Annotated in this window: 19 protein-coding genes, 1 tRNA gene and 1 CRISPR repeat array; of the genes, 16 read left to right on the top strand and 4 right to left on the bottom strand. The window is 56.2% G+C overall.

Features of this window, described 5'->3' with window-relative positions; genetic code table 11:
• The first annotated feature begins 398 nt into the window (after positions 1 to 398).
• The 4 genes from ACVW0B_RS07910 (at position 399) to pxcA (ending at position 4,199) form a co-directional block, all read left to right on the top strand.
• Positions 399 to 755, top strand: a complete 357-nt coding sequence (locus ACVW0B_RS07910) for a ferredoxin-thioredoxin reductase catalytic domain-containing protein (RefSeq protein ID WP_011432451.1) — start codon at positions 399 to 401, stop codon at positions 753 to 755.
• A 104-nt stretch (positions 756 to 859) separates the two neighbouring features.
• Entirely contained in the window at positions 860 to 976 is a 117-nt protein-coding gene (locus ACVW0B_RS07905) for a photosystem II reaction center X protein (protein ID WP_011432450.1), read from the top strand.
• Between the two features lie 256 nt (positions 977 to 1,232).
• Positions 1,233 to 2,636 carry a glycosyltransferase gene (locus ACVW0B_RS07900; protein ID WP_414398428.1) on the top strand — a complete coding sequence of 468 codons (1,404 nt, stop codon included), beginning with the start codon at positions 1,233 to 1,235 and terminating at the stop codon, positions 2,634 to 2,636.
• Positions 2,637 to 2,816: 180 nt separating this feature from the next.
• On the top strand, positions 2,817 to 4,199 hold the full coding sequence (pxcA, locus tag ACVW0B_RS07895) for a proton extrusion protein PcxA (RefSeq protein WP_457491392.1): 1,383 nt from the start codon (positions 2,817 to 2,819) through the stop codon (positions 4,197 to 4,199).
• A gap of 163 nt (positions 4,200 to 4,362) precedes the next feature.
• Here pxcA and ACVW0B_RS07890 read toward each other — a convergent pair whose 3' ends face one another.
• The 3 genes from ACVW0B_RS07890 to uvrB all read right to left on the bottom strand — a co-directional run bounded on the left by ACVW0B_RS07890 (position 4,363) and on the right by uvrB (position 9,018).
• Positions 4,363 to 4,953 (bottom strand): DUF721 domain-containing protein, encoded by a 591-nt coding sequence (locus ACVW0B_RS07890; RefSeq protein ID WP_457491391.1) that lies wholly within the window; start codon positions 4,951 to 4,953, stop codon positions 4,363 to 4,365.
• 33 nt (positions 4,954 to 4,986) lie between these two features.
• Positions 4,987 to 6,822, bottom strand: coding sequence for a mechanosensitive ion channel family protein (locus tag ACVW0B_RS07885; protein WP_457491390.1), 1,836 nt, complete (start codon positions 6,820 to 6,822; stop codon positions 4,987 to 4,989).
• A gap of 108 nt (positions 6,823 to 6,930) precedes the next feature.
• Positions 6,931 to 9,018, bottom strand: a complete 2,088-nt coding sequence (gene uvrB, locus ACVW0B_RS07880; protein WP_457491389.1) for an excinuclease ABC subunit UvrB — start codon at positions 9,016 to 9,018, stop codon at positions 6,931 to 6,933.
• Positions 9,019 to 9,316: 298 nt separating this feature from the next.
• Here uvrB and ACVW0B_RS07875 point away from each other — a divergent pair, with 298 nt between their 5' ends.
• A complete protein-coding gene (locus ACVW0B_RS07875; protein WP_457491388.1) occupies positions 9,317 to 11,149 on the top strand; it encodes a DUF3352 domain-containing protein in 1,833 nt (610 codons plus the stop codon).
• Between the two features lie 3 nt (positions 11,150 to 11,152).
• On the opposite strand, the gene ACVW0B_RS07870 is transcribed toward ACVW0B_RS07875, so the two are convergent.
• Complete coding sequence (locus ACVW0B_RS07870) at positions 11,153 to 11,596, bottom strand: ATP-binding protein (protein ID WP_414328951.1); 444 nt, start codon at positions 11,594 to 11,596, stop codon at positions 11,153 to 11,155.
• A 141-nt stretch (positions 11,597 to 11,737) separates the two neighbouring features.
• On the opposite strand from ACVW0B_RS07870, the gene petP reads away from it, so the two are divergent.
• From petP to ACVW0B_RS07815, 11 genes are all read left to right on the top strand, one after another.
• Positions 11,738 to 11,935 carry a cytochrome b6f subunit PetP gene (gene petP / locus ACVW0B_RS07865; protein WP_041436278.1) on the top strand — a complete coding sequence of 66 codons (198 nt, stop codon included), beginning with the start codon at positions 11,738 to 11,740 and terminating at the stop codon, positions 11,933 to 11,935.
• Positions 11,936 to 11,972: 37 nt separating this feature from the next.
• Entirely contained in the window at positions 11,973 to 12,302 is a 330-nt protein-coding gene (locus ACVW0B_RS07860; protein ID WP_238376891.1) for an HU family DNA-binding protein, read from the top strand.
• A gap of 12 nt (positions 12,303 to 12,314) precedes the next feature.
• Positions 12,315 to 13,775, top strand: a complete 1,461-nt coding sequence (locus tag ACVW0B_RS07855) for a DASH family cryptochrome (RefSeq protein ID WP_457491387.1) — start codon at positions 12,315 to 12,317, stop codon at positions 13,773 to 13,775.
• A gap of 99 nt (positions 13,776 to 13,874) precedes the next feature.
• A tRNA-Met gene (locus ACVW0B_RS07850) sits at positions 13,875 to 13,946 on the top strand.
• 161 nt (positions 13,947 to 14,107) lie between these two features.
• A complete protein-coding gene (locus ACVW0B_RS07845; RefSeq protein ID WP_457402439.1) occupies positions 14,108 to 14,848 on the top strand; it encodes a S24 family peptidase in 741 nt (246 codons plus the stop codon).
• A gap of 518 nt (positions 14,849 to 15,366) precedes the next feature.
• The gene (locus ACVW0B_RS07840) at positions 15,367 to 16,818 is read left to right on the top strand and encodes a hypothetical protein (protein ID WP_457491386.1); all 1,452 of its coding nucleotides are present in this window, start codon (positions 15,367 to 15,369) and stop codon (positions 16,816 to 16,818) included.
• A complete protein-coding gene (locus tag ACVW0B_RS07835; RefSeq protein ID WP_457491385.1) occupies positions 16,819 to 19,068 on the top strand; it encodes a Cas10/Cmr2 second palm domain-containing protein in 2,250 nt (749 codons plus the stop codon).
• A complete protein-coding gene (locus ACVW0B_RS07830; protein ID WP_457491384.1) occupies positions 19,061 to 20,038 on the top strand; it encodes a hypothetical protein in 978 nt (325 codons plus the stop codon). The genes ACVW0B_RS07835 and ACVW0B_RS07830 overlap by 8 nt, the downstream gene beginning before the upstream one ends.
• A 2-nt stretch (positions 20,039 to 20,040) precedes the next feature.
• Positions 20,041 to 20,823: an RAMP superfamily CRISPR-associated protein gene (locus ACVW0B_RS07825; protein ID WP_457491383.1), complete on the top strand. Its 783-nt coding sequence runs from the start codon at positions 20,041 to 20,043 to the stop codon at positions 20,821 to 20,823.
• Positions 20,820 to 21,269 carry a hypothetical protein gene (locus tag ACVW0B_RS07820; protein ID WP_457491382.1) on the top strand — a complete coding sequence of 150 codons (450 nt, stop codon included), beginning with the start codon at positions 20,820 to 20,822 and terminating at the stop codon, positions 21,267 to 21,269. Before ACVW0B_RS07825 ends, ACVW0B_RS07820 begins: the two co-directional genes overlap by 4 nt.
• A 181-nt stretch (positions 21,270 to 21,450) precedes the next feature.
• Positions 21,451 to 22,648: a CRISPR direct-repeat array (repeat unit 36 nt; unit sequence GTCGCAGACCTTCCCAGAAGGTAAAGGTGTTGAAAC).
• A gap of 141 nt (positions 22,649 to 22,789) precedes the next feature.
• Positions 22,790 to 24,349 carry an RAMP superfamily CRISPR-associated protein gene (locus ACVW0B_RS07815; protein WP_457491381.1) on the top strand — a complete coding sequence of 520 codons (1,560 nt, stop codon included), beginning with the start codon at positions 22,790 to 22,792 and terminating at the stop codon, positions 24,347 to 24,349.
• The last annotated feature ends 192 nt before the right edge of the window (positions 24,350 to 24,541 follow it).

Below are 24,541 nucleotides of genomic sequence, written 5' to 3'. Positions count from 1 at the left end.
TGGATCGAACTGCACGGGCGGTCGGAAGCAGGAACCCGCCGAGACGACTGCGCAAGGAGCCATCCATGCGTAGCGTGGTAGGAATCTCCGGCCTTTAGGCAGGGGAGGATGTCAAGGTATTCTGTAGAGTACGCCAAGGCTGGCTCTTGCTACGGCCCCTAGATGTTGCCTTGTGTAACAGCAAGGGCATAATCTTTTGTCCTGCCTAGAGGTCTGCTGTACAACGAAGAGCGAGATACAGCTTTTCTCGACGTTGTGGGAGGTCTGTGGAGTTATCTGTGGAGTTAATAGAATCCCGGCCCCCTACACGTCTGTACTGGCTTCGGGAGGCGTCGTCGGAAAAAGCTGTGAACCCCATTGCTAGCAACAGCCGGTTAGTTCCACTTTTGGGAATCGTCATGGAAAGTCGTGGTTACAAAAAGTCCTCACAGAAGAGCTTTGAGTTGATGCGGCATTTCGCAGAAACCTACGCCAAACGCTCCGAGACCTTTTTCTGCTCGGATCCATCAATTACGACGGCGGTGATCGAAGGCTTGGCTCTGCACAAAGAGCAATTGGGCGCCCCGCTGTGTCCCTGTCGTTTTTATGAAGACAAAGAGGCAGAAGCAAAAGCAGGCTATTGGAATTGCCCCTGTGTACCCATGCGGGAGCGAAAGGAATGTCACTGTATGCTGTTCTTAACGCCGGATAACCCCTTTGCCGGCAAGAGCCAAACCCTAGAGGAGGTGCCCCTGGAATACCAAACTACCAAATGACAGCGCCCGGCAGGGACAAAGGCAGGCTTTGGAAGGGTGACAGGGCTCGGTATAATCGAAAAGCCGTTGGGCAATGGTTATTTGCACGAGGAGGAAACGCTTTTATGACTCCCTCACTTGCTAACTTCCTCTGGAGCTTGGTGGCTGGTGCAGTTGTGCTGGGGGCTCTCTTTGGCGCCATCATCTTTGTCAGCCAAAGGGATAAAGTGCGTCGTCGCTGAGATCCCCGCTCGTTGGCACTTGCCCGCCAATGCTTCCCTTTTCTCTGTACTGCTATCGCTGGGTGGGGAGAGACTGGGGTGGCAAGATGTGGCTGCGGTACGCAATCGCTGGAGGGCTTCGCCCCTGTTGTCGGGGATCCAGCTGGGTTAGGTGACCAACAGATTGAGATCTAAGGTGCTTGAAGCCGTTGTTGCAAACGATCACACCTTATGATCGAAGACTATTCAGCGATACCCCAGGGATCCCTTGCCAGCGTTGACCCACCCCTTGTATTACTGGCGGCAAAAAAACCGCTACTACCACGAGGATCTGGAGCGGCTGCATCGCTTTTTTGTCCCTGCCGGTTTGCGCATCTTGGAGATTGGTTCCGGCACGGGATCCCTGCTCAATGCCTTGCAGCCCAGCTTCGGGGTGGGGATCGACCGAGATGCGGACATTGTTGCCCAAGCTCAGGCAGAGTTTCCCCATCTCCATTTCCGGGTGCAAGATGCCCACACGCTGGACAAAGGGGATCCCGTCTTGGCGGAGCCTTTTGATGTGATCTTGCTCGTCAATACCCTGGGCTACCTGGCCGACATCCAGCAGGTTCTCCAGCAGTTGCGCCGCTTCTGTACCCCACGCACCCGCCTGATCCTCTCCCACCACAACCCGCTCTGGGAGCCGATTCTGGGCTTGGCAACCGCTCTGAAGCAACGGATGCCTCTGCCGGCAGCCAACTGGTTATCGGCAGCCGATGTGGCCAACCTGCTGCACTTGGCAGGATACGAGGTCATTCAGCAGGGCAAGCGGCTGTTGTTGCCGCGGCGGATCCCGTTCCTTTCGACTGTGATCAACCGGGTGATTGCCCCATTGCCCGGGATCAACGCCCTCTGCCTGACAGAGTACACGATCGCTCGCCTGCAGCCCGACCCGGCTTGGGATCCCCCCCCTGAGCAGCAGCCTTCCTGCACCGTGGTGATTCCGGCTCGGAATGAAGCGGGCAACATCCGCCGCTGCGTGGAACATTTGCCCGAGATGGGATCCCGCACCGAGATCATTTTTGTGGAGGGGCATTCCAGCGACGGGACTTGGGCCGAGATCCAGCGGGTACAGGCGGAATACCAAGGGATCCGCAATATCCGGGCTCTACGGCAGGAGGGCAAGGGCAAGGGGGATGCGGTGCGCAAGGGGCTAGCCGCCGCTACAGGGGATGTGTTGATCATCCTCGATGCCGATTTGACCGTACAGGCAGAGGACCTGCCCAAGTTTTTCCGGGCTGTGGCTTCCGGGCGATGTGATTTTGCCAATGGTTGTCGCCTTATCTATCCCCTGAAACCAGAGGCAATGCCTCGGCTAAACCAATGGGCCAATCGTTTTTTTGCCGCTCTCCTCTCCTACATTCTCGGCATCCGCATCAAAGATTCCCTCTGTGGCACCAAGGCCCTGTGGCGGGAGGATTACCAGCAGATTGCCAAGCTGTGCCAAGAGTGGGGGGATTTCGACCCGTTTGGAGATTTTGACCTGTTGCTGGGATCCGCCAAGCGCACCCTGAAGATCCTGGATATCCCCGTGCGCTATTTCCCCAGAACCTATGGTCGCTCCAACATTCACCATGTGCGAGAGGGGCTGCGGCTGCTGCAGATCTGTGGCTTTGCCCTCAAGCGCTTTAAGGGATACTGAAGTTTGCTCTGACCCAAAGGTGCCGGTCTGTACTTCTGTCGAGGCAGGGCCAGTCTCTGCAAGTACTTCTCCACCGTTGGGATTCCCGCCTAGGCACCCAGGACTCGTTACAATAATTAGTCAATCGGATCACTGTAATGTGTGGATCGGCCCCCATGGGGAGTGCCACGGGAACGAGCAATGGGAGAATCCGTATTGAGCAGGCTGGGCCAATGGATCTCGAATACCCCCCTGCGCTCCCTCGACCAAGCTTATGAGGCTGCCCTGCGCATTAAAGCCATTGAGGATCAATACTTCCAGGGAGGGTCCATTGGCAGCAATGGGCAACACGGCCAGAATGTCAGCCGCTACTTTCAAATTCAACTGCGCCGGCAACTGCGCCAGATCGATCTGCGTTTGGCAGAGTTCAGAGCCAGCAGCGCCCTTTCTCGCCTGCCGGATCCCGAGCAAAATGGCAGCGGCCCTACTTCTGCCCAAGATAAAGCTCAACAACTCCATGCCGCTGAGGCCAATGTTTCTGAAAGCAGCAGCGAAAACTCCGAGAATGGTTGCCAAAGACGAGATCTTTCCATTTTGGAGAAACTGCAGTTTATCGATCAGGTGACTTCTCGATACAAACGCCCGACCAGAAAATCCCAGCCCATCTCTGCTTCAATTTCCACTTCACCTGAGCCTCTCGAACGGCCAGAACAACCTACCTCAACCCAACCCAGTTCTCCTGATGTCTCTGTCAAGGCAGGCTCCGGCAATGGCGCTGCCCCGGTCGCTTCCAAAGCTGCGATTCTGCCCCGCTCCATTCTGCGCACGGCCAGCCAAATCCGCCGTGAGCTGAGTTCCCAGGCCGAGGAGGAACTGATCCAAGAGTATCGAGAGGCTCGCACTCGCACACTGGTATCGATTCGTTTTCTGTTGTTGTTGGCCGTTTTGCCTCTGCTCACCCAGATCCTCTCGAAAAACTTTCTGTTTGGGCCATTGGTAGATCACTTGCAACAACGGGAGCCTGCCATTGTGGCTCTGAGCCACGAATTTCAAGAAAAAGCCCTGACAGAGTTCGAGTTTTTCAAGGAAAGAATAGAATTTGAGCGAGCTTTGCACCATCAATCTCCAGAGTGGGATCTGGAATCAGCAGATCAACTGTCCATGAAGGCAGAGGAACTGCTGAAAAAATATAGCCGTAGGAACTCGGAAGGCTTGAAGAATATCCTTGCTGATTTGCTTTCGCTGCTGGTGTTTGGCTGGCTTATCTTTGTTGGGCGTGAGGAAATCGAAGTCCTCAAGTCTTTTTTGGATCGTCTGATCTACGGTCTCAGCGATAGTGCCAAGGCTTTCATTATTATTCTCTTTACCGATGTGTTTGTCGGTTATCACTCTCCCCACGGTTGGGAGGTGCTGCTGGGTAATTTGGCTGCCCATTTGGGGGTACCGGAGAACCGCGATTTTATCTACGGCTTTATTGCTACTTTTCCGGTTTTCCTAGATACGCTTTTTAAGTATTGGATCTTTCGCTATCTAAACCGTGTATCGCCGTCTTCGGTGGCCACCTATCGGGCTATGAACGATTAAGGGTTCGCAGTTGCATTTCAAACTGGGTTGAGACGCTTCCCAAGCGCTCCTTGCCGCTGCCGTAACCATCCACAACCTCTCTCAGAGGAAGAAAGAAGTTGGGGATCGACCTGACGAATCGTTTGATTGCCATTTGAAGCAACCGTAATTCGAGTTTCCTGAGTTAGCTGGGCGGGCGTAAGGATTGTCGATGGCAGAACCCGCAGACAAACCAACGCTCCAATTCGGCGGCAGGGGTAGGACAGCGGCAGGCGGGGCAAGGGAACAGGTTCTCCTGGGTTTGTTGTTGCTTCACCACTCTGGCCCAGCGCTCGAAAGCCACTTTCGGGTCGGAGGTGGGCTGTTTTGGATTGGGGCTGCGACAGGATCCAGGGCGTTGTCCATCTTGGTCTGCTAGGCGGGGAGCGCCATAAAACTTGCTGGTCAGCTCCGCATCAGGGTGGGGGGTGGCTTGGCTGGATCCCTTGTGCCAGGCACCAGGGCTGAAGCGGATATCGCTGAGGGGAGGTTGGATGCGGCTGTTGAGTTTCTTGAGAATGAGCTGACGTTGCAAGGTTAAATTTTGCGCCCAGGCCGGGGTAGAGGTGGCCACTTGCAGCACCTGTCGGCGCAGGCTGAGGGGATAGGTTTGGGCGGCTACGGCCTCTCCGACGAGCTCGGGCCAAAGCTGCCGCAGGGTTTGCATTTGCTTCAGTTCAGCCCAACGGGGATGGCTGCCAAAGCTTCCCAGTACCTCATCTAACCGCTGCAACATGGTGTCGATAGGGTGTCAATGGCAGGCAATAGCTTAGGAAACACCATTTTGGTCTTCCGGCGATTGTGCTGCTTCTTTGAGGGCAGAGTGAATGGAGTCGGTATCGGGCAAAGAAGGGGATCCGCCATTTTGACTGAGGGGGGCAAATCCCTCTAGGCTGCGGATATGAATATCTTGTTGCGGGAAGGGGATGCGGATCCCACGTCGCCGAAACTCAGCCTCGATCAGGAAGTTTAGCTCGCTGATCAAGACAAACTGATCTTGAGGACGGTTGATCCACACCAGCAACTCAAAGTTGAGCGCAGAAGGGCCAAAAGACTTGAGCCAGACTTGGGGGGCGGGGCTGCTCAACACCCGAGCATTTTCTCTGGCGGCGCTGAGCAGAGCTTCGGTGACCAGGGCCGTATCGGAGCCGTAGGCCACGCCGACCGGAATGTGAATGCGACAGCGGGGATCCCGGTAGCTCCAGTTCACCACCTTTGATTCGGTAAAGCGGGAGTTGGGCACGATCACAAAGATGCGATCCAGGGTGCGCAAGACGGTAGCCCGTGGCCCAATGCGCTCCACCGTGCCGAGCAAGTTGTCCACTTCCACCAGATCCCCGATTTGGATGGGGCGCTCCAGCAAAATGGCAATGTAGCTGATGTAGTTGTTGGAGAGGTTTTGCAAACCAAAGCCGATCCCCAAACCCACCGCCCCGGCAATAACCGCCAAGGAGCCCAGATTAAGGCCGCTGAAGGGCAAGACCAGAAGGATGCCGAACAGGGTCAGGATGTACTTGAAGATGGCCGCCGAAGACTCTTGGGTGCCCAGATCCAGCCCCAGGCGTGCCAAAAAGCGCTGCTTGAAGCCAACACTGACGTAGTGGGCGCCGGTGAAAACCAAGATGGAGAGGACGAGGAAGACCAGCAAGCTGGCAATCGAAACGCTGGAGTTGGGCAGAGGCTGGGTGAGAACGCCCAGAGCCGTGGCGACCACACGACCCAGGCCCAGGTAAAAGGAGCGCTGAAACGGTCGCAGGGCAGGGATGAAGCTGATACCGCGATCCAGCGAGATGCCGGCGATGAGGATCACCCCCACGCCCCGCAGCAGCATCCCACCCACATCGATCCAGGTGCCCCAGGTCTCTCCGGCCTTAAGCTCCAACCAGCGTTGCAGACGGGTTAAGCTGCGGTCGAACAGCCGCCAGAGAAAGAACCCCACCACCAGGGTGGCGATCCCTGCCAGGAGGGTCAGAACCAGCACGCGCGGATCCTGGGCCCGTTGCAGAGCCAGCAGGTCTTCGCGGTAATTGGCAATCGCTTGCTCCAACCGCCGCGCCCAACTGTTGGCCACCAGACGCACGTCATTCAGGCTCACCTGACCCGGTGCCACCCTGCGCTCTGCGGCTGCATCGGCATAGGTGACGGTGAACAAATACCGTTGTGTGCGCTCAAAGCGGCCTCTTTCCCCCAGGCGTAAGATGTATTGCCCATTGGCATCCTGGGCCACCCGTACCTCTGGCTCCGGCAACTGGCCTTCTTCCAGAAAGCGCTCGATGATTGCCCGAACGTTGTCGGCCCGCACATCGCTGGGGTAGTCTGCCGTCTGCAGGCGAAACACCGGGATGTTCCCCACCAACACCTCTGTGCCCTCTTGGCCGGTCAAAGGGATCCCGACTGGGCTGGGAGCCGGAGCAGGGGATCCCTCAGGAGTTGGCGCTTCAGCCGGTGTGGGTCGGGGATCCGTCAGGAAAAAGTTGGGATCCCGAAATTCAAGGGCTTGAGCCAATGAAGGGGCAGAGGCAACGGCAGGGGTAAGCCAGAGACCTATCCCCACCGTCAGCCCAACCCAAAGAGCTGCTCGCCGAAATGGGACAGAGTCCTGCATGGCCGGTTTGATACGAACGCCCATCGATAATTGGGGATCCCTGGTGCTGCCCCGCAAGCTCATGGTGGCACAAGCCGACCTCAATTTTGGCCGATCTGAGCAAGGATTTTAGGTGCCCTGAGAATGGCCCAGAAGGCGTTGACGCAGCTTTTTGATTCTATCTCGCAGCTCGGCGGCTTCCTCAAATTCTAGGTTTTTGGCGGCCTCTTTCATCTTCAGTTCCAGTTGGCCGATCAGCTCCGGAATCTCGGAGAGAGGGATCTCTTGCGCAGCTTGAAAGGCTTTTTCCAGATCTGGGTCGTTAAGTTTGCGGGAGATGGCCAAAAAAGACAAGATGGCATTGCTGTTTTTCTTGACAATGGGCTTGGGCGTGATGTTGTGTTGGCGGTTGTATTGCAATTGAATTTCGCGGCGACGCTGGGTTTCGGCAATGGCCCGGGCCATGCTGCCGGTCATGGTGTCGGCGTACATCACCACCATACCGCGGACATTCCGCGCTGCCCGCCCGATCATCTGAATCAGGGAGCGCTCTGCTCGCAAAAACCCTTCTTTGTCAGCATCCAAAATGGCCACCAAGGAGACTTCCGGCAGGTCTAACCCTTCCCGCAGCAAGTTAACTCCTACCAACACGTCAAAGGCCCCTTCTCGAAAGTCTTGTAGGATTTCAATTCGCTCAATCGAGGTGATCTCGGAATGCAAATAGCGAACTCGGATCCCTCGCTCCTGGAGATATTCTGTGAGATCTTCTGCCATCCGTTTGGTGAGGGTGGTCACGATCACCCGTTCGGCAGATCCCTGCTGAGAGCGCTCCAATCGCAAATAAATTTCTCCCAGCAAATCGTCCACTTGCCCAGCCGTAGGGCGCACATGCACCTCGGGATCCACCACGCCGGTGGGCCGAATTACCTGTTCGATAACCCGACCGCTGCCGGGCACATAGAACTTCAGGGTCTTGCCATCTTCCACCCGGGTTTCAAATTGGGCCTCGCTCTGCTCCAGTTCCCAGTTGCCGGGAGTAGCCGAAACAAAGATGCACTGATGAACTTTGGCCCAAAACTCTTCGGCTTTGAGGGGGCGATTGTCGAGGGCGCTGGGCAGGCGAAAACCGTGATCCACCAGCACCTGCTTGCGGGCACGGTCGCCATTATACATGCCGCGAATTTGGGGCACGGTCACGTGGGATTCATCCACCACCAGCAGCCAATCGTCGGCCTTGAAATAATCCACCAAGCAGGCGGGGGGCTCTCCTGCTTTGCGTCCCGTTAAATGTCTGGAGTAGTTTTCGATCCCGTTGCAATAGCCCACCTCTCGCAGCATTTCTAGGTCGTAGCGGGTGCGCTGTTCCAGCCGTTGGGCTTCCAGGAGCTTGCCTTCTTTGCGAAAGAGGGCCAGTTGCTCTTCCAGTTCTTGCTCGATATTGAGGATTGCCCGCTCCAGTTGTGCTTCTGGCGTCACAAAGTGCCGAGCAGGATAAACTCTGAGGGCGCTGAGGCTGTTCAAAATCTCGCCTGTAACCGGGTCGATTAAGCGAATGGCCTCGATCTCATCGCCAAAAAATTCGATGCGAATGACCCGATCCTCATAGGCCGGCACAATTTCCAGCACATCCCCTTTGAGGCGAAATCGCCCCCGCACCAGCTCCAGGTCATTGCGCTCGTACTGGATGCTGGCCAGATCCCGCAGGACATCCCGTTGGTTAATCTCCTGGCCGACTTTGAAGGGGATGGAAGCCTTCAGGTATTCTTCTGGCATGCCCAGACCATAGATGCAGCTCACCGAGGCCACCACAATCACATCCCGCCGTTCAAACAAGGAGCGGGTAGCCGAGTGCCGCAGCATATCGATTTCATCGTTGATAGAGGAAGATTTGGCGATGTAAGTATCGGTGCTGGGAACATAGGCTTCCGGTTGGTAATAGTCGTAATAGCTGATAAAGTATTCGACGGCATTGTGAGGAAAAAGCTCCCGCAGCTCATTGCACAGTTGTGCCGCCAGCGTCTTATTGTGGGCCATCACCAAGGTGGGCCTGCCGATTTGCTGGATGGTGTGGGCGATGGTAAATGTTTTGCCGGTTCCGGTTGCTCCCAGCAAGGTTTGAAAACGATGGCCTTCTGAAATTGACTTCACCAAACCGGCAATTGCCTTAGGTTGATCTCCGGTGGGTTGATAGGGAGAAACCAGTTGAAACTCTGACATGGGTTTGACTTTCGGATGGGCCTAGATAGCTGCCGGGCTGGTCAAGGCAGGGCTGATCTGCACGTTGGTTTGGAATGGTGGTGCGGATCACAAAGGCTTGTGGGGTGCCTCTAAACTTGGCCGCCTGCTCAGCGGTGGGCTCCAGCTGGCACACCAGGGTTAGCCTCTGTTCCATGGTAAGGTTTTATCATGCAGGACTGAGGGCAGCGCTTCTTCACTAGGCCTGTTCATGCCAGCAGTGCAGATCAGTAGGGCCTGGGTGTCCGCGCCATGTCTCCCTCGGTGCAGAGATTGAGATATGGGACGACGGCAACTCTTGCGCGGGATCCTGATTGGGCTTGGTCTTCTGGCCGCCATGGTGGTGTGGGTTGTCGTATGGCTGCTCACCCGCAGTCCGGTGGCTTTGTTGCTGGCCCACCCGGAGCTGCCACCCATTGTGGGCTTTGCCCCCAGCTCTGCGCAAGCGCTGCTGGTGTTGGCCGTTCCCCTGGACGAGGTGCAAGCGTTTTGGCAAGCGGCAACTCCTGCCCCCCAGCGACGCGCTGCCCGTCAGCAGTGGCAAAAGTTTTTCTCCCCTGAAGGCCCAGGCTGGCTGGGATCCATGCTGGCCGGGGGATCCCTTGATTTTGAGCGGGAGGTGCGGCCCTGGCTGGGGAGGAGCACCCTCTTGGCCAGTTTGCCGGAGTGGGGCACCTTGGTTGCCCTGGAAACGCGGGATGCGGCGCTCTCTCAGTTTGAGCTGAACCTATTGTGGGAACGGCAGAGCTTGGCCGGGAGGCCGGTGCAGGTGGACACTTACAAGGGCATTCAGGTGGTGTCTAGCCCGATTCCGGGCCTGCAGGGGTTCTCGGCAGCCGTTTTCGGCGAGCAATACGTGTTGCTGGCGGAGCAGTCTGCTGCCATTCGGGCTGCAATCGATGCTTGGCAGTTGCCGCAGTTGTCTCTGGTGGCTCAGCCTCTGTTTCAGCAGGTCATCCAGCCCTTGCGGGAGGCGCATGTGGGTTGGGCCTTCTGGCAAAATCCAGAGGCGGTTTCTTCAGACGGGCTGACGTTGCAGGCGGTAGGGCTGGGGTTGGGGGTAAACTTCCGCGGCTTGGTGGCCGAAAGTGCTGCCCTCTGGCATGCGCCCGCTGGCTTCTCCTTGCCGGCGGCAGAAGCCTTTCGCCCGCAGATCCTTCAACATCTGCCGGATAAAACCTTGGCGCTGATTTCCGGAGAGAATCTGGTCTCAGTTTGGCAGAGCCTGGGGCAGATCCAGCCCCTAAATTCCCTGGGGTTGCGGGTGGATCCCGGCCAGTGGCTGCAGCGCTTGCAATCTCAGGTGGCGCTGGACTGGCAGCGTCTGTTGCCGGAACGGGGAGAGTTTGCCTTTGCCCTTTTGCCCGGCGACGGGGATCCAGCCTGGCTGTGGGTCGGTAAGCTGCCGGATGAGTCGGTCGCGACAGCGGGACGGAGTCCTTATTTCGACTTGGATGAGCGGGCACGCGCCCAAGGCTGGCAGGTAATCTCTCTGGCAACGAAGCGCGGCACCGCCACTGCCTGGGCCCAACCGACCACTCCTGCGGGGGAGACGGAGTCCTTGCCGTCAGAACCCCCGCCGGTGGCGACAGCGGGACGGAGTCCTTACCGCTCTATCCATCGACCGGAGATCCCTGTGTTGGCAGGCGAGCCGCTGGAAGTCAGTGGGAAAGGAGGATCCGCGTCATTGCAGGCGGCAGAGGCTCTCCCCCAGTCGCGTCAGCGGCGCGGAGCGCTAACGCTGCCAGGGATCCCGCTGCCGGCACAGGTGTATCATGCCGATCGCAAAGGCTATTCCTACCTGGCCTCTTCTTTGGGGGCTCTGGAGACGGCCCTCGCGGATCCCCCCTTGAGTGCAAATCGCGCCTGGCGCAAGTTGGTGGCTTCCCTGCCCCACCGCAATTTGGGCTATGGCTATGGATCCCTGGGGTTGCTCTTGGAAAGCGAGCTGCTCGACCCGGTCGCGTCAGCGGCGCGGAGCGCTAAGGGATCCCGCTGGGCATCCACGCGCTTTGCCTTCGCCACCACAGCCCTAGCGGTTTCTGAAGCTCCCTACCCCGATCGGGGCTGCCAGATTACCCAAATGGGCAAGCTGTTTTGGGAGTGGTATTGAGGGTCAGACTATCCAGGGATCCCGGCAGTTGGGGTGGATGTACTTGGCCAGATAGACCTGGTTGCCCATTTCATTCCACTCCACAAAGTCGAAGATTTGGGTGAGCAGCAGCATTCCTCGGCCCGACTCTTCGGTTTCCAAGATGTTATGTTGGCATCGGTGGAGCTTCTCTTGGGGACAAAAGCCGGGCCCTTGATCTCGCACCAGCCATTGGTAAAAGGGCTCCGAGCTGGCGTACTCGATGATCACCTTCTTGTTGGGGTCGAGGCCGTTGCCGTGGCGGACGGCATTGATGATTGCTTCCTGTAGGCCCAAACGTATTTCCGCTCTCCAGGCAGGAGGGACTTTTGAGATCAAGAGATCGAGGACAGGCTGAGTGTAGAGGGTGGAGGGAAAGCTGATAACGCTCCAGGAGCAGTGGGCGGGTTTGAGGGAAAGGGCAATCACGGAGGCAGTCTTCCCTGGGGCACGGCACTCTGACCCCATTCTAGCAATCCCATCGGGGTCAACCCCAGCAGAGGTGCGGCAGGAGCTCGGCAAGGGGACTTTTGCCGTACCATCTTGAGTGGTAAGTCTCTTCGCGGTTTTATGGCGATCAAGGTTGGAAATAAGGTCAAAGTTCGCTCTGTCCAGGATCGCGGACAAGAAAACCTCAGCGCTCTGGTGGGCAAAGAGGCTGTGGTGCTGGCACGGCGTGTGGTCGATGGCAGCGGTGTCGGCTACATTCTGGAGTTTCCCGATCGCTCTCGACATTGGTTTTTCGAGAGTGAACTGGAGGTGCTCTAAGCCCCTGTCTGTGTTCTGTTGTCTAGAGGGTCGGTTGGTGGCTTCTCCTCCTCATTTGACTCGCCGTTTGCTGGCCCGCCAGATGGCCGCGCAGGTGGATGGCCTGACCGTGGAAATGGCTGCTGCTGCTCTGGAGGCTATGCTGGACAGCATTAGCCAATGCCTGGCCCAGGGGGGATCCGTGCGGCTGGCTCGCTTTGGCACGTTCTCGCTGCGCCATCGTCCCGCCCGGCAAACCTATCATCCGCGCACCAAGGCCCCTGTTCACATCCCGGCTGCCGATGTGCCTCATTTTGTTCCCAGCCCTGAGCTGGGGCGTCCAGCTGGGGTTCGGGTGTCCAAGTCTGAGTCCGCGGGATCCGTGTAGGGTAGCTGCAGAATGACCGTCCTGCTGTGGTTTCGCACCGACTTGCGCCTGCTGGATCACCAGCCGCTGACGCGGGCCTGCCAACAGGGATCCCCTTTGATCCCCTTGTATTGCTTGGATCCGCGCCAGTTCGGCGAGACTTCCCTTGGGCTCCGCCCCAGAACCGGCCCTTTCCGCGGTCAGTTTTTGCTGGAGAGTTTGGCAGATCTGCGCCAGCAGTTGCGGTCGCGCGGCTCGGATTTGGTGATCCGCCAGGGACAGCCAGAACAGGTGATCCCCACCTTGGCACAGGAGTGGGGAGTCAAGGCGGTCTATGCCCATGAAGAGGTGGGCACCGAGGAGAAGGAGGTGGCGGCTGCTGTTGAGCGGGCTTTGCGGTCTCTGGGGATCCGGCTGCAGGTTGATTGGGGCCACACCCTCTACCACCCTGAAGATCTCCCCTTTTGCCTCTCCCAACTGCCGGAGCTGTTCACCCGCTTTCGAAAGCAAGTCGAGGGGAGCACCCCCATCCGGGATCCCTTGCCCATTCCCTCGATCCCCCCCCTGCCATCGGGTTTGGATCCCGGCCCTCTGCCCACCCTGGCCTCGCTGGGGCTATCTTCACCTGCCGGGGATCCACGGGCCCGCTTCACCTACCTTGGCGGCAGCACTGCTGCCCATGCCCGCCTGCAAACCTACTTTTGGGATCTGGATCGGCTGCGCATCTACAAAGAAACCCGCAACGGCATGTTGGATCCCGACGATAGCTCCCGGCTTTCTGCTTGGTTGGCCCTGGGCTGCATCTCCCCTCGCACCGTCTATGCCGAGGTCAAGCGTTACGAGCAGGAGCGGGTGCGCAATGAGTCCACCTACTGGCTGGTGTTTGAGCTGCTGTGGCGGGATTATTTTCGGTTTATCTTGGCCAAGCACGGCGCTAAACTGTTCCGTCCTTCTGGGATCCAAGGGATCCCCATCCCTTGGCAACAGGATTGGCCGCGCTTCCAGGCTTGGTGTCGGGGTGAGACGGGCTACCCCTTGGTGGATGCCAACATGCGGGAGCTGGCGGCTACCGGATTTATGTCCAACCGGGGACGGCAGAATGTGGCCAGCTTTTTGACCAAGAACCTGGGCATCGACTGGCGCATGGGCGCTGAGTGGTTTGAGTCGTTGCTCATCGACTACGACGTGGCCAGCAACTACGGCAATTGGAACTACACCGCCGGCGTAGGGAATGATGCCCGCGGCTTCCGCTACTTCCACATCCCCAAACAATCTCGCGAGTACGATCCCAAAGGAGACTATCTGCGCCACTGGTTGCCGGAATTGGCCGGGATCCCGGGGGATAAAATCCACGAGCCCTATCGCCTCACTGCTGCCGAGCAGAAGCAATTTGGAGTCCGATTGGGGGTGGACTACCCTCGCCCACTGGTGGATTTGGAGAAGTCTCTCGCGGCCAACCGACGGGTTTACGAAGCTGCCCTGGCCTGCCGATAGGCATTGCCTTGTCTGGGGCTTCTTCCCGAGAGGGGGCTGAGGGGATTTTCTGAGGCGCAGTTCCGGCCCAAGAGTGCTATTCTAGTTAAGCGCTGTCCTGGCTCAGTAGCTCAGCGGTAGAGCAGGGGACTCATAAGCCCTTGGTCGCGTGTTCAAATCACGCCTGAGCCATCTCTATGAAACCCTTACTAGAGGCCCCTTTCCGTTGTGGAGTAGGGCTTCTGGCTTTTTGGGGCCACTTTGCGCTGTTTCTAGGACTGGGACAAATAGGGTCATTTCGAGTCGGATCAGCCTATTGTTTTAGTGAAGCTGATAGTGAAGGATTTGAGCTGGTGGACAGCATCACCAAAGCCACTCTGGAGCGGATCGCTCAAGCCAATGGTCGGCTGAAGTCTGCCAATGTGGGTTTGTCCATCTTGCTCCGCAATAGTCGGCTGTATCTGCGGGGGACGTTACCTCCTAAGCCTGGATCCCTCAAGGATAAGGCGTTTCAGCAGGAGATTGCTTTGGGGTTTCTGGGGATCCGTGCCAATCCGGCGGGGGTGAGTGCGGCAGAGCGGGAGGCTCGCCGGGTGGGGATTGCGCTGCAGGATGGGACGTTTGATTGGCGGTGCTTCCTCAAACCAGAGGCAGTCCAAAAGATGAGTCTCCTACTCTGGGACAAGTATGTGGCCTACAAATCTAAGTCGGTGGCAGTGACCACGGTGCTTTCGACCTACGCCAAGACACGGGCCAAGCTCGTCAAGTGGAATCAGCCGATTGAGGATAAGTTGGCGGCCTATCGGTTGAGTATGATTCGGGTGATGGGAGATTCGATGGCGCCGACACTGGATTCGGGGGATATGGTGATTGTGGATGAGTCGGTGAAGTTTGCGGACCGGATTGTGGAAGGAATTTTTGTTCTCAGGATTGATGGCTATCTGCGGGTGAAGCGGTTGGAGCGGATGAAGGAGCGGATCCGGGTGTTGAGTGATAATCCGGCCTACCGTCCGGAGGTGTATCGCCTCAATCAGTTGCAGGAGGAGTTTTCGGTGCTAGGCAGGGTGGTGGCAGCTGTGAAACCGACGGCCTAAGGGGGTAGTATTAGGGACTTCAAAAAAAAGATTATGGTGAGCAATAGCTAGTCAATGTCAATGTGTCTGGGGTGAGCACATTGAATCATTCCAGTCGGATCTGGTAGTGGGGTGCTAAAATTATACAAAGTTTTATTAAGAGAGACATGAGTAGGGCTGCAAGTCAATTAAAGTGGATTAAAGTTTTAATCACCTTGCTGTACGGGAGACTGTGAGCTATGAAGGTCGTTGCAAGCACTGCGGCTCTGCGAGTTTATTTGGGGATCTCGGCGTTGTTACCCTTGGGAGGACAAGCGGAGATCATGTCTTGTGAATAGCGGGTGATTCCGCAGAGTTTTCATAGCAATCTAAATGGTGGTGGAGCAGCGGTACCTATTGGCTCCGCCAAATGTGATTCCGGAGGGATGTCAAAATCACCCTTTGCACAAGGTTCTATTGATGCGGCTCAATCCGGTGAATTGGTTGCGGATCTGGTTCGGCTGAAGGTATTTGTGAAATCTTAAGCCTGTGAGGTTGATATGTCGGGATCCATCGTGCTACAAATCTTGGGAACCAGCGATGTCCAGGTGGATGGACAGCCGGGAAGGGAGCAGATTAGGGGCTTTGATCTCCATGAAATGCAAGAGCTTGCTCAAGATCTCAAGAACGAATTGTTAGGTAACCTAAACCGTGTAGATTTTCCCCTAATTCGTCAGGCGCATCAGTATGTTCAGCATGTAAAGGGATCCCCCACATTCGTAGTGCTGTTAACAGATCAGACGGCTTGGTTTAGCACTCAGCCGATGGCGGCGGTGGGTTGGAAGGAGATCATTACATCCGATGGGCATTGGTGGGAGGAGGTGTTGCTGGCCTGGGCTGAAGAACACGGGATCCGCTGTCATTGTGTGCGGTTTGTGGTGCCACCAGAGGTGAGATCAGGGGTCGCAGATTGGGAAGGAATGGCAAAACTCGCTACCCAGTTTCTGAGCCAGCTTGTGCAAGACAACCAGATTCAGTTACCCAATAGCCAGGTTCTCCCTTTTGAAACACTCCTTATCCAGCACAGCAGCGGGACTCCGGCGTTGAGTAGTGCCCTGTATTTGTGGGGGATTGAGCAACGGCTAGAGGGACGAGCGGTGGAGTTTTTGTATATGTCTCGTCAGGATGAAGAACCCAGACATCATCCTGGATCCCATTGGCAGTGGCGGTTAAAAGTGCCTCAAATCCGACAATTATTGGCAGTGCAAGATTTTGCAGGGATCCTTCAGTTGGTGAAGGGAGATGTGGGCAAGGATATGGAGAAACAGATCCGGCGACTGGATCGGGCGGTGTCTTTTAATTTGCGGGAGCTCAATTTGGGGCTGAATCCTGAAGAAGAAGTTCTGGAGCGGATTGCGATTGCCTGCTGGAGTGAGCGGGCGTTTCGGGAGCGGGGGCAATGGATGCACTGGATTTTAAGGGTGGCTGGAGCGTTTGAGTTGGTGTTGAAGTGTTTGGTTGTGCAGCAGGGGCAAGGGCAATTCTCGTGGCGGCGTAGGAACAATGGGTCGGTAGATTTGTTCCATCAACAGGATCCCGTTTTTGCCAACATCACAGCGATTGCGAGGGGGATCTCTCAAGGGAATTTCCTAGGAAGAAAGGATAATCAAGATTTCACATATCGGTTCGATCCTATTGCTAGAAGCCAGGAACTGAGTTATTTTCAGTCCTTTTACTGTGATGATCCAGGCTGGATCCTGAATAAAAATAAACAGATCAAATTTGCAGAGATTCGGAACGACCTCTATCACTCTTTGCAGGGGGATGTGATCGATCAAGCCTTGGATCAAAAGACGCTGGAGTTGGGATCCGTAACCCGTGCAGATCATCCGGCTCAGGTGGCGGTGGGTCACTTGGAGTTTTTGATTGGACTGGCAGGGATCCAGTCCAAAATCCAAGAGCGGGTGCGGGATTATCAAACTCAGGTGCAACGGATCGAGGAGCAACTGTAAATGGATTTGGAGCAATGGTTGGTTCAGCAGCGGCGGCTTTATGTGGGAGGGATCCCAGAGGGTGAAACGCGGTTGGCAACCCATCCGGTGAGTGGCGAGTGGCAAGAATCAGGGTATCTGCGAAATCAGTTTTGGTGGGGTGGGGGTGCTAGCCAAGAGTCGTGGGGGCAGATTGAGCAAGATTTGAGGGAGCGGCAAGAGCTGACTCAGGTGGCGGCCTTGACTTTTGGGCCGGTGCAGACATTTTTGGGGGCAGGGCAGCGGCTACGGGACTGGGCGGTGGCGTCCTGGTTGTGTCATTACTTGGCGGCGGTAACGGTGTATCGCTGGCAGGAGCGAGGTGGGGTGGTGCTGTTGCCGCGTCATCAGGGGGTGGATTTGGTGCAGTGGTTGCGGGATCCCGACTACCCCGGTGGGGAAGGATTTTGGCGGGCAGAGTTGCCGAATGTGTTAACGGGATTACATCCTAGTCAGCCGGAATGGATTGAGAGTCAGCGTCAGGTGATCCGGCAGGAGTGGTCGCGGTTGATTGCAGTCCTTGAAGAGGTGGTGGTGGAGCGTTTTCCGAAGCTGCTGAATGGGATCGGGTGGCGGGTGATTCATCGGGATCATGCCTGCTTGTGGACGGTGTATGCCGAGTCGGAGCCGATGCAGGCTGAAGGGCTAAGTGAGCAGATTGGTAGGTTGCACGGGCAAATTGAGGCGCGGAAGTTAGCGCGACAGTGGCAGTATCCCTGGTGGGGCGGGCGAACCAGTCCGACAGCGGGGAGTCTTTCGACTTGGCATCCGGGTCTGAAGCCGCTGGATCAGGGGGGGACGTGGGGAATGCCGGATGAGCAGCTCCAGTCCTGGTGGGAACGGGTGGCAGACCGCAGTGGTTTGGCGGGCTTGTTTTCTAAAGATGAGCGGCTGAATAGCCTGGAGATGGTGAAGCGGTTGGCATCGGCCCCTGATGTGATGGAGTTGGTTTTGCAGCGGTTGTGGGGGAAGAAACCTCCGGCCTGTCCTTGGGAGCGGTTTCCGGATCAGACGGCGACGGCAGCGGCTTGGATCACGCAGGTGGTGGATCCTGGGGTGTGGAATGAGAAGGTAGAGACGTTTAATGAGCTGATTTTTGAGCGGCAACCGTTGACGGAATGGGGGATCCCTGGGGTGGATGAGGCCGGGGAGAGGTTTGCCCATCCGCGGATTTTGGAGCGGCGAACGGTGCGGGATCAGGCTCCGGATCTACTGGATGAGTGGGAGCAAGAGAAGCTGGCGGGCTGGGAGAGTGTGATCGAGTGGACGGTGGGCTGGCGAGGCGATGGGGATCAAATGGGGCAATGGCTGTCGGGGACTCAGTATCGAGAGCGACAGTTGGCCTGGGAACGCTGGCACGTGGATGAGAGCAAGATCGAGGTCTATCGACTGGGGATCCAACCACCGCTTGTGCCATCCCAGCCCAGACAAATTGAACTGCCTCACGTATTAGACCTGTCGGTGTTGTTTAGCTATTGGAATGAGGTGTTGTATCCGCTGGTGGAAGATCACCATCTGGGACGGGTGGTGTTTGCCGGGGGGGATGATTTTCTGCTGCTGGGGCCGATCACCGAGGCGGTAGCGTTGACCAGCGATCTCTTGAAGCTCTGGCGAGGGTTACCCAATCCGGTGACGGAGCCGTTGGAGCCGGCCTGCGATGGCTGGGTGAGGCGGGGGAGCAAAATCTATCCTGTCCCCGGAGAAAAAATGAATTTTAGCTTGGGGGTAGTGATTGCCCAGCGACGGATCCCCCAATCCCTTTGGCATCGCAACCTCAATCAGGCGTACAAGCAGGCAAAGAAAACAGGGCGTAACCGCGTGTGTGTGCGGGTGCTGTTTAACAGTGGCCAAAGCCTGGAGTGGGTGTGTCCGTGGCCGTTGTGGCTCCTGCTGATGGAGGAGGTGCAGCCGAAGCGGGATCCCAAGCAGACGGAGCTGAATCGCTGGGAGAAGTTGTTGGGGTATGTGGAGAGCACGCGGCTATCCTCGCAGGCGCAGACGGTGCTGGGGGTGGGATCCCTGATGCGGACGTTGTGGGCCAGTGTGGGGATCGATCCGGGATTGTGGGATGAGGTGTTGGGGTATCGGCGAAGGTTTCAAAAGGAACTGGAGAAGGAACTGGAGAGTTGGGATTGGTGGCTAAGTTGGATCAGCCTACGGGGCTTTTTGGCTCGGCAAGAGCGGGAGCGGCAGCGGTGGATTGAGTTGGTGGGGGGGCGAAGGGATGCCTGAGGCAGCGGTGAACTGGTTGACGTTAACGCCGGCGGGGCCGTTGAGTTTGGGTAATTTGACCCCGGTGGGGCAGAACAGCGGTCAGGTGGGGTGTCGGTGGCCTCCCAATGGGCATCAGTTGGCGGCGTGTTTGGGGTTGCCCAGTTCGGCGCGGTTGTGGGGGCCATTTTGGCATTCGCTCGCCTCACCCAGATCCTTTTATGTGCCGTTGCCGTTGCCGGTGTATGCCTTGGATGAGGGCAAAGACAAGTTAGAGCGAGTGTTTCGCCTGCAGGAGGTGGGGGGATATTGGCAACCCCGATCTGAACATGAAAGGAAGCCGATCCAGGTGGTGGGCGGATCCCGGCTGATTTCGGGGGTGGGGCTCCGCAGTCTGTGGCGGGATGGAACAGTGGAAGGGAGGGAGTTGGTGGAGCTGCCCTGGCGGACGCTGACTCTGAGCCACAACAGCCGCCAAGATTACCAAGTCCGGGAGGAGGGGGGCTTTTTTGCGGAGATGACGACGCTGATGGATCCCGGTTGGTCCATTTTGGTGGGGATCCTGGGGGAGTATGAGCCGCCGCGGTGGGGCACCTTGGGGGCAGGGGGGATGCCGGTAGCGATTCAGCCGGTGAAGTTGATTGGTTGGGAGTGGCTGGGCGAAGAGTGCAAGGGGGCAACCGGAGGGGTGTTGTTGACCGGGGCATTGTGGAGCAAACAAACCTATTCGGTGCCCTGTCCTGAGGGGGTGCGGGCCTATGCTGCCGAAACCGGGGTACCCTGGCAGTCTTGGAAAAAGGTGAAGGATCGAAAGGATCCAGGGCGGCGGGTGGCGGTGTTGACTCCGGGGGAATGGCTGACTCCAGCGGGGGCGGTGTATTTGTGGCAAGAGGGATCCCCAATCCAGAAGTCGGGACCCATGCCGGATCCCTTTCATCGGGATGCGTTGGGGTATGGCCATATCTGGTTGTTTCGGGATGAGGAAAGGTAACGATGCCCAATGCGTGGTTGGTGTGTTTGTCGCCGGTGCATATTGGCGGGGCAGATAGCGAGAGCCGGGGCAACAATAATCCGGTGTTTCGCTTGCCGGATCGGACGCCTGCCATTCCGGGGAGTTCGTTACGGGGGGCATTGCGGGAGGATGCCGAAGGTAAAGATGCCTATAGGGGCCATGTCAAGAACTGGTTTGGAGGGCCGACAGAGGATATTTCGCCGGGGCGGATCTCGTTGGGGTGGGGATGGCCGGTGTGGTGGCCGGTGCACGTACTGGGCTACGGCAATTGGTGGGTGAGTTGTCCGGCTTGGCTGAATCGTTTTCAACAATTGAATCATCGCTCCCCGTTTAACTTTGCCTCGAATCAGGTGTACATGACCCATCCTGAATTGGCAGCGGGATCCAGCCTGTATTTGCGCTGGCTGAAGTTGACCCATATCCAGAAGTGGACAGAACCGCTACCGGCTCCAGAGGGGGTGGATCCTGATTGTCGGATTGTGGTACCAAACCATTGCATCAATTTGATTGTGGATATGGGGTTGGTGCGGCAGCCGAGGGTGAGTTTGCGGGATGAGCCAAATGAGCAGGGCAGCTTGGTGAAGAATCTGTTTGCGGTGGAGGGGTATCCGCCGGGGGCGGTGTTTATGTTTAGTTGGACGACTCGGCAGCAGGTGGAAAATGAAGATCAATGGCAGACTTTCTTGCGAGGAGAACATTCCCTCGGGGGCTTGTGGAGTGTGGGTTATGGCAGTGTGCGGATTATGGAAATTGGGGGTGCATGATGGCGGTGGAACACTATGATTTGGATCGGCGGGTTTTTGAACTGCTGCAAGTAGGGGCAATTCAGAAGGAAGATTTCAATGCTTGGCAAGGGGCAGCTAGTGGAATTGCAGATTATGTGGCCACATGGGGGTTGGAGCGGTTTTGGTCGATGTCGCGTTCTCCAGTTCTCAAAGATGGTGCCATGCCTGATCCAAGAGAAGGAGATAAGGATAAGCAGCGGCGATATTTTGCTTGGGGGGTGGCGCGGATTGTGTTGGGAGAGATTGCGGGAGCAGAGTTGGGTATCCGGGGCGATATGACAACCAATGAGTTTCAGGAGCGGCTAAGACAGTTGACTTTTAATCAGCAGGTATTGATGAGTGATCTGTTGATTGCGATCTCGGAAACGATCCAGTTCTGGACAATGCGCCTTAAAGATGCACAAGAAGCTGGAATGGATGCCTAAACGACCACCTCGGCCAATGCCCTCAAAGGCTGATTCTTTCGTTGACCCGGTCGATGCCGCTCTGGATAAGGGTTTCAGCGATTTTGGATCCCTGTTTTGCGGCCTGGATGGGGTGGTTTTTGGGAGGCGGTCGAAAATGGCCTCTGGATCCCGCTCTGGGCAAGGGATGTAGAATAGGGGGGTCGCAGACCTTCCCAGAAGGTAAGGGTGTTGAAACGTTACAATCTCCTTCCAGCATTCGTAGTCATTATAATGTCGCAGACCTTCCCAGAAGGTAAAGGTGTTGAAACTGGATCCGCTCCTTCACTGCAGATTCGAGGTTGCGGTCGCAGACCTTCCCAGAAGGTAAAGGTGTTGAAACAATGTGATAGTTGTCCGATGGGTAATACTGATCGGAGTCGCAGACCTTCCCAGAAGGTAAAGGTGTTGAAACAGTACCAACGCCGCCAGTGGCGACAGTCCTGGCAAAGGTCGCAGACCTTCCCAGAAGGTAAAGGTGTTGAAACAGGGGTTGGGCCATAAACCCCTCGGAACTCCTGGGGTCGCAGACCTTCCCAGAAGGTAAAGGTGTTGAAACAGGAAGTAACCGAATCCTACAAAGGTGTGTTCATTGTCGCAGACCTTCCCAGAAGGTAAAGGTGTTGAAACTTGCTAAATTGCAAACGAGCTTCTGCCCAAGTAATAGGTCGCAGACCTTCCCAGAAGGTAAAGGTGTTGAAACTTGGCCAAGAATGCGCCAAGCACATAGTAATGGGGATGTCGCAGACCTTCCCAGAAGGTAAAGGTGTTGAAACTCGATGTGCCATTCGCCAATGACGCCTAGCAGAAACAGGTCGCAGACCTTCCCAGAAGGTAAAGGTGTTGAAACTCGTCACTGTCTAACAAATGGATAACGTGGTCAAAGTCGCAGACCTTCCCAGAAGGTAAAGGTGTTGAAACATGAAGTTCCCTCTAGGGGTAATCTGGTCGTCATTGGGTCGCAGACCTTCCCAGAAGGTAAAGGTGTTGAAACCCGACAGAAGCTAAGTACTCCTGGAGTTTCGGATCAGGAGGTCGCAGACCTTCCCAGAAGGTAAAGGTGTTGAAACAGCCTACCTAACGTGTTGAATGCCGGATGAATCTCCTTGTCGCAGACCTTCCCAGAAGGTAAAGGTGTTGAAACTGCGTTGAGCAGATGGGATCATCAATCTCCTCCCAGGTCGCAGACCTTCCCAGAAGGTAAAGGTGTTGAAACTCCCAATCCCACTATCACCAACTACCACGTACACTGATCGCAGACCTTCCCAGAAGGTAAAGGTGTTGAAACTCAAACAGGTCATCGTAGACTGGTATACGGAACTCAAGTCGCAGACCTTCCCAGAAGGTAAAGGTGTTGAAACACGAAGCCGTTCGCCACTTGCAACGTGTAGGAGTTGCCGGTCGCGGACCTTCTCAGAAGGTGAGGGGGCTAAAATGCCCTATGAATTCTAAAAGTCCTCTCGTAGGTTGTCTCAGATTAAAACAATGGAGGATCCTAAACAATGCGCAAACTTTTACCTGCTGAACATCCCCGCTGGTATGGACTGAAAAAAGAAGATCCCAAACATGTCGGTAAAGAATGCGGCTATACCCCCCAAACCTTCGACATTACCGACAGTCGGGCTAATAGAGATATTACGGAAGCCTGGAATGGAAAGCCCTGCTTTGCCCTCAACAAAACTAAAGATCCACGCACAATATCCATCGGCGATCTCAAGCTGATCAGCCCCCTACAAATCGGCGGGGGTAGCTTTCCTGAAGGTGGGATCCTTCCAGCCCAAGCAGCCGGAATACCCTGGATCCCTGGCTCAAGTGTGAGAGGATCCTTGTTGCACTATTTGCGGAAACATTGGGACAGGATCCCGGCGAATGAGCAAGCCTTTTGGCGGACGCTACTGAATGAGAATCAAACCGCTTGGCTACCCAGAAAGATCCGGTTTGAGAATCTCTTTTTGGAGAAATCTAACCTCAAGCCTTATCCACTTAACCCTCAGCAACCTTGGCAAGTTTTTAATCAAAGGGATCCAAAGTTGGGCGTACAATGGCAGATCCCTGCCGGAGAAGGCATAAATGCTCCCAAATATACCCTTAATATCACCCTCAAAGAAACTCCGACTGGAGAGCAGAAAAACTGGGTCATTCTGCGGATGAAAGAGATGTTGCGCTACCAGGGGCTAGGACGCGGGATCCATGCAGGATTTGGACGGATAGCAGAACGGATCCCTGTGGGGCAATGGACGATAGAATTGCAAGGGATGAAGCCCTGTATCCAGCAGCACATAGTTCAGAGTGGTCAGGTGACGCAACAAGGGCAATATCGTTGGAGTCCGCAAGTTTTACGGGCCAATCTGCGGGGATGGTTTACTCGTTTGGCCTTGCCTTTGTTGGGAATACAGAACACTGAAAGGCTAACTAACAAAATCTTTGGCGGTTTGGGTTGTCCTGCCGATTTGGTGCTGTGTAGCTACAAAGCCTCGGATCCATTGCCTGCTCTCAGTATTGAGGATGGGTTGGCCAATGGCTACGCCAATATACCTGCCCGTGACGCCCATGAAACCTGGGGGATCCAAGTTGAATGCAATGAGCCATTTCAGCCCTTGATTGGCGATCTGCTGAACCTGGCCCAACAACTGGGCGGACTTGGCCCTGGCTGGAGAAGACCCCCGCACCAGCTCACCAGCTTTAGAGGCTTTCGGGGCAGCCAATTTACCCTCAAAAATGGGGCTCCTTTGCCTTTAGCTAAGTTGATCGACAGACTCAAGGAGCAGATCAGGAGTTTGGCCAATCAGTATGGGATCCCGGTTTTAAGTCAGCCTTATCTGGGGACGGGGTGTATCTTCAGCATTTGGGAATCAGAGGATCGCAAGGCTTGGATGGAGATTGTACATGGGGTGTGTAGTACCAAGACCAACCCTCGACCGGATTGGTGTGGCAGCTCAGAGCATCGACCCTCTGGGTATTCTGTTAGGGAACTCAAGGATCGGTGTCGGATTACAGTGCTGGATCCCGATGTGGTGCCAACCTTGAAAGACATAGGGTTTCAACAGGTCTGGAGCGCCTAATCACGGCCTAGGATCCAGGCAATAAGGGGGGGATCCCTGTGGTCAAGATAATACCGGACGGTTTGGGTCAGGTCGATCTCCAAGATGCTGGTGATCATCCTGTGCATGAGCTCCAGATGGATCCGGTCGTCCTAGGTAAGCAGAGCATACCTGCCATGGAGGCTGTTGTTGAGAGCGGCCAAGGCTGTTTGG

The sequence above is a fragment of the Thermostichus sp. MS-CIW-23 genome (assembly GCF_054059455.1).
This window is presented reverse-complemented; position numbering and strand designations above follow the sequence as displayed.

What these genes read in the sequence shown, in the direction of transcription:
- ACVW0B_RS07910 (WP_011432451.1), top strand. Translation starts at nt 399, where the DNA reads ATGGAAAGTCGTGGTTACAAAAAGTCCTCACAGAAGAGCTTTGAGTTG.
- ACVW0B_RS07905 (WP_011432450.1), top strand. Translation starts at nt 860, where the DNA reads ATGACTCCCTCACTTGCTAACTTCCTCTGGAGCTTGGTGGCTGGTGCA.
- pxcA (WP_457491392.1), top strand. Translation starts at nt 2,817, where the DNA reads ATGGGAGAATCCGTATTGAGCAGGCTGGGCCAATGGATCTCGAATACC.
- ACVW0B_RS07890 (WP_457491391.1), bottom strand. Translation starts at nt 4,953, where the DNA reads ATGTTGCAGCGGTTAGATGAGGTACTGGGAAGCTTTGGCAGCCATCCC.
- ACVW0B_RS07885 (WP_457491390.1), bottom strand. Translation starts at nt 6,822, where the DNA reads ATGCAGGACTCTGTCCCATTTCGGCGAGCAGCTCTTTGGGTTGGGCTG.
- uvrB (WP_457491389.1), bottom strand. Translation starts at nt 9,018, where the DNA reads ATGTCAGAGTTTCAACTGGTTTCTCCCTATCAACCCACCGGAGATCAA.
- ACVW0B_RS07875 (WP_457491388.1), top strand. Translation starts at nt 9,317, where the DNA reads ATGGGACGACGGCAACTCTTGCGCGGGATCCTGATTGGGCTTGGTCTT.
- petP (WP_041436278.1), top strand. Translation starts at nt 11,738, where the DNA reads ATGGCGATCAAGGTTGGAAATAAGGTCAAAGTTCGCTCTGTCCAGGAT.
- ACVW0B_RS07855 (WP_457491387.1), top strand. Translation starts at nt 12,315, where the DNA reads ATGACCGTCCTGCTGTGGTTTCGCACCGACTTGCGCCTGCTGGATCAC.
- ACVW0B_RS07840 (WP_457491386.1), top strand. Translation starts at nt 15,367, where the DNA reads ATGTCGGGATCCATCGTGCTACAAATCTTGGGAACCAGCGATGTCCAG.
- ACVW0B_RS07835 (WP_457491385.1), top strand. Translation starts at nt 16,819, where the DNA reads ATGGATTTGGAGCAATGGTTGGTTCAGCAGCGGCGGCTTTATGTGGGA.
- ACVW0B_RS07830 (WP_457491384.1), top strand. Translation starts at nt 19,061, where the DNA reads ATGCCTGAGGCAGCGGTGAACTGGTTGACGTTAACGCCGGCGGGGCCG.
- ACVW0B_RS07825 (WP_457491383.1), top strand. Translation starts at nt 20,041, where the DNA reads ATGCCCAATGCGTGGTTGGTGTGTTTGTCGCCGGTGCATATTGGCGGG.
- ACVW0B_RS07820 (WP_457491382.1), top strand. Translation starts at nt 20,820, where the DNA reads ATGATGGCGGTGGAACACTATGATTTGGATCGGCGGGTTTTTGAACTG.
- ACVW0B_RS07815 (WP_457491381.1), top strand. Translation starts at nt 22,790, where the DNA reads ATGCGCAAACTTTTACCTGCTGAACATCCCCGCTGGTATGGACTGAAA.